The following is a 4,015-nucleotide window of genomic DNA, read 5'->3' on the forward strand; positions in this document are numbered from 1 at the left end:
CAGCGACGAGGCCAGGTCCCGGCGCCCCTGCGGCGACCGGTGCTCCACCCGCTTGGGCAGCTTCATCCGGCCGAGGACCCGCACGGCGGCCGGGAAGTCCGCGGCCGAGAGCCGCCCCGCCCACCGCTCCTCGGTGAGCACCAGCGGACGGGGGTCCTCGACGTCCCCCGGTGACTCCAGGACGACGGCGAGCCCGGCGCGCTTGCCGCCGGGGACCCCGATGACGTCCCCCGGCCGCAGCGCCAGCAGGGACTCCGCGACCTCGGTGCGCCGCTCCGCCGAGCCCTGCCTGCGCAGCGACCGCTCCCGGTCCGAGACCTGCCTGCGCAGCCGCGCGTACTCCGCGAAGTCCCCCAGGTGGCAGGTCATCGCCTCGGCGTACCCGGCGAGCGCCTCGGTGTTCTTCTCGATGCGCCGCGCCAACCCGACGACCGACCGGTCCGCCTGGAACTGTCCGAACGACTGCTCCAGCAGCTCGCGGCCCTTCTCGATGCCGAGCCGCTCGACCATGTTGATCGTCATGTTGTAGTCCGCGCGGAAGGAGCTGCGCAGCGGGTACGTGCGGGTGGACGCGAGCCCGGCGACCTGCTCCGGATCCACCCCCGGCGCCCAGACGACGACGGCGTGCCCCTCGACGTCGATCCCCCGCCGACCGGCACGGCCCGTGAGCTGGGTGTACTCGCCGGGCGTGAGCTCGACGTGCGCCTCGCCGTTCCACTTGACCAGCCGCTCGAGCACCACGGTCCGCGCCGGCATGTTGATCCCCAGCGCGAGGGTCTCCGTGGCGAACACGCATCGCACGAGCCCGGAGACGAACAGCTCCTCGACGGTCTCCTTGAACGCGGGCAGCATCCCGGCGTGGTGCGCCGCGATCCCACGCTCCAGGGCCTCGCGCCACTCCCAGTACCTGAGCACCCCGAGATCGGCCTGCGGGAGGTCGGCGGTGTGCTTCTCGACGATCCGGCGGATCTCGCCGACCTCGGCCTCGGTGGTCAGCCGGAGCCCGGCGCGCACGCACTGCTGGACGGCGGCGTCGCACCCCGCGCGGCTGAACACGAAGGTGATCGCCGGAAGCAGCCCGGCCCGGTCCAGCCGGTCGATCACCGTGACCCGGGAGGCGGGCCGGATCCCGCCCCGGCTGCGCGGCGGCCCGCCCCGCCCGCGCCTGCCCTGCACCCAGCTGGACATCTGGTCCTGGCGGGAGAGCTCCCGGGTCTGCTGGAGCAGCTCCGGGTCGACCTTCAGCTCCCCGGCCTTCTCGGCGAACAGGTCGTAGAGGCGGTTGCCCACCATCATGTGCTGCCACAGCGGGACGGGACGGATCTCGTCCACCACCACGGTCGTGTCGCCGCGGACCGCGACCAGCCAGTCCCCGAACTCCTCGGCGTTGCTCACCGTGGCCGACAGGCTGACGATCGCGACGTACGGCGGCAGCTGAAGGATGACCTCCTCCCACACCGCCCCGCGGAACCGGTCGGCGAGGTAGTGCACCTCGTCCATCACCACGTACCCGAGCTGGTCGAGGTTGCGCGAGCCTGCATAGATCATGTTCCGGAGCACCTCGGTGGTCATCACGACCACCTGGGCGTCCCCGTTCACGCTGCTGTCGCCGGTGAGGAGGCCGACGGCGTCGGACCCGTAGCGCTCGACGAGGTCCGCGTACTTCTGGTTCGACAGCGCCTTGATCGGTGTGGTGTAGAAGCACTTCAGCCCCTGGGCGAGGGCGAGGTGCACGGCGAACTCGCCGACCACGGTCTTGCCCGCGCCCGTGGGCGCGCAGACGAGCACGCCGTGCCCGTCCTCCAGTGCCTCGCAGGCCTCACGTTGGAAGCCGTCGAGGCCGAACGGGAGCGCGCCTGCGAACTCCGCGAGCTGCGGACGGGCGGCGCGTGCCCGGGCCGACGCGTAGGCGTCCGCCGGGGCCGGTGTGCTGCTGGCCACCGACCCAGGCTGTCACACGACACCGACGGTCCGCCGCCGAGGCGCCGCCGAACGCCACTTATGTGACGTCGTCGATGTTCCTGGACGTGGGCTCCGCGCTGCTCACGGGCGCGGGCGGCTCGACCGGCGAGGGACCGTCGACCGAGCTCGGCGTGGTGTCGATCGGGCTGGGGGCGTCGGGGTCCCAGGTGTCCCAGCCCTCGGCGGCACGCTTCTTCGCCGCCCGCCGGTCGTGCACCCGGGCGATCTGGATGGCCAGCTCGAACAGCAGGGTCAACGCCCCGGCCAGCGCGGTCATCGAGATCGGGTCCTGGCCCGGCGTGGCGATCGCCGCGAACACGAACAGCCCGAAGATGATCCCGCGGCGGGACTTGCGCAGCCGCTCGTAGGACAGGATGCCGACCTGGTTGAGCATCACGACCAGCAGCGGGATCTCGAAGCTCACGCCGAAGATCAGCAGCAGCGCGATGACGAACCCGAAGTAGCTCTCACCGGTCAGCGCCGTCGTCTGGATCTCGGAGCCGATGGTGAGCAGGAAGCCCAGGCCCTCGGCGACGACGTAGTAGGCGAGCACCGCGCCCGCGACGAACAGCACGGCCGCGATCGTCACGAAGATGCGCGCGAACTTCTTCTCCTGCGCGTACAGGCCCGGCACGATGAACGCCCAGAGCTGGTAGAGCCAGACCGGGCAGGCGAGCACGATGCCCGCCACCGCGCCGACCTTGAGCCGCAACATGAACTGGTCGAAGGGCCCGGTGCCGAGCAGGGTGCAGGAGCCGTCCGCGGTGAACACCGCGCGCGAGGACGCGGGCAGCGAGCAGTACGGGTCCTTCAGCAGCTCACCGAGGCTCGGACCACCGAAGAAGCCGACCTCGAACCAGATGTAGCCGATGACCGTCGTCAGGACGATCGCGACCAGCGCGATCCCGAGCCGGTTGCGCAGCTCGTAGAGGTGCTCGACGAGCGACATCGTGCCGTCGGGGCTCTTCTTCCGACGACCGGGGAGCTTCACCACGACAGAGGGCTACTGACGACCCTCGCGCTGCTCCGCAGGCTGCTCCGCCTGCGGTGCGGGCTGGGTCTGCTGGACCTGCGCCGGGGGGAGCTGCGCGGGCGGCGCGGGCTGTGCGGCCGGCGCGGGGGTGGTCGGCTCGTCCTTCTTGTCGTCGCCCTTCATGCCCTTCATCTCGCCCTTGAAGATGCGGGCGGACTGGCCGACCGACCGGGCCATGTCCGGCAGCTTCTTGGCGCCGAAGAGCAGCAGCACGATGACCACGAGGATCACGATCTCCCACCCGCCGAGGTTGGGCATGAGGAGTCCTTTCGCCGGAACCGAGTCGGTTCGATAGTACGCGTGGTCAGCGACGGGCCTTGAGCGCCCGCAGCTCGCCTTGCAGGGGGACCGCCGCGGCGCTCGTGCGGGACCGGGCGCGAGCCACGGTGTGCAGCAGCCGCCGCAGGTGCGACACGCTCACCACGGCCACCGCGAGCAGCAGCACCACGCCGAGCGCACCGACCAGCAGGGGGATCCAGTAGAAGCCCATCTCAGCCCTCCGCCCCGGCGAGCGCCGCCCGCGCCCGCTCCGCCACCGCCTCGGCCAACGCGGGCGGTTCCACCACCCGCGCACCGCCGCCGAGCCCCAACACCAACCGCACCAACCATGCCGGGTCGGCGTAGCGCAGCAGGACCCGGGCCGCCCCGGACCCGTCCGCGTGCTCCACGACCTCGTCCACGGGGTAGTACTCGGCGATCCAGCGGGCCTCGCGTGCGACCTCCAGAACCGCCGTGCGGTGCTCGTCGCTCGGCGAGAACAGGCCCGCGGAGACGTCCGTCGGCTCGGCGTCCGACGGCGGCGAGGACGGCTCGGCGAGCTCGGTCACCTCCTCGACCCGGTCCAGCCGGAACAGCCGCACGCCCTCCGCGCGCCTGCACCAGGCCTCCAGGTAGCCGTGACCCTCCACGAGCAGCAGCCGCATCGGGTCGACGGTCCGGAGGGACACCGCGTCCCGCCCGGCGGTGTAGTAGACGATCCGCAGCGCGTGCCCGCGGTACACGCTGAGCGGGTAGAACGTG

Annotated in this window: 5 protein-coding genes; all 5 read right to left on the reverse strand. The window is 71.9% G+C overall.

All coding sequences use genetic code 11. The features are described from left to right. A partial coding sequence (locus H5J29_RS23755; protein ID WP_181783252.1) for a DEAD/DEAH box helicase occupies positions 1 to 1,941 on the reverse strand: 1,941 nt, incomplete at its 3' end. Positions 1,942 to 1,999: 58 nt separating this feature from the next. Beyond that, positions 2,000 to 2,911 (reverse strand): twin-arginine translocase subunit TatC, encoded by a 912-nt coding sequence (tatC, locus tag H5J29_RS23760; RefSeq protein WP_181783256.1) that lies wholly within the window; start codon positions 2,909 to 2,911, stop codon positions 2,000 to 2,002. A gap of 54 nt (positions 2,912 to 2,965) precedes the next feature. After that, positions 2,966 to 3,253 (reverse strand): Sec-independent protein translocase subunit TatA, encoded by a 288-nt coding sequence (gene tatA / locus H5J29_RS23765; protein ID WP_181783253.1) that lies wholly within the window; start codon positions 3,251 to 3,253, stop codon positions 2,966 to 2,968. 46 nt (positions 3,254 to 3,299) lie between these two features. Beyond that, positions 3,300 to 3,485 (reverse strand): hypothetical protein, encoded by a 186-nt coding sequence (locus H5J29_RS23770; protein WP_181783254.1) that lies wholly within the window; start codon positions 3,483 to 3,485, stop codon positions 3,300 to 3,302. Position 3,486: 1 nt separating this feature from the next. Further along, a partial coding sequence (locus H5J29_RS23775; protein ID WP_181783255.1) for a helix-turn-helix transcriptional regulator occupies positions 3,487 to 4,015 on the reverse strand: 529 nt, incomplete at its 5' end.

This window comes from Pseudonocardia pini, from assembly GCF_013870575.1.
In the GTDB taxonomy this organism is placed as follows: domain Bacteria; phylum Actinomycetota; class Actinomycetes; order Mycobacteriales; family Pseudonocardiaceae; genus Pseudonocardia; species Pseudonocardia pini.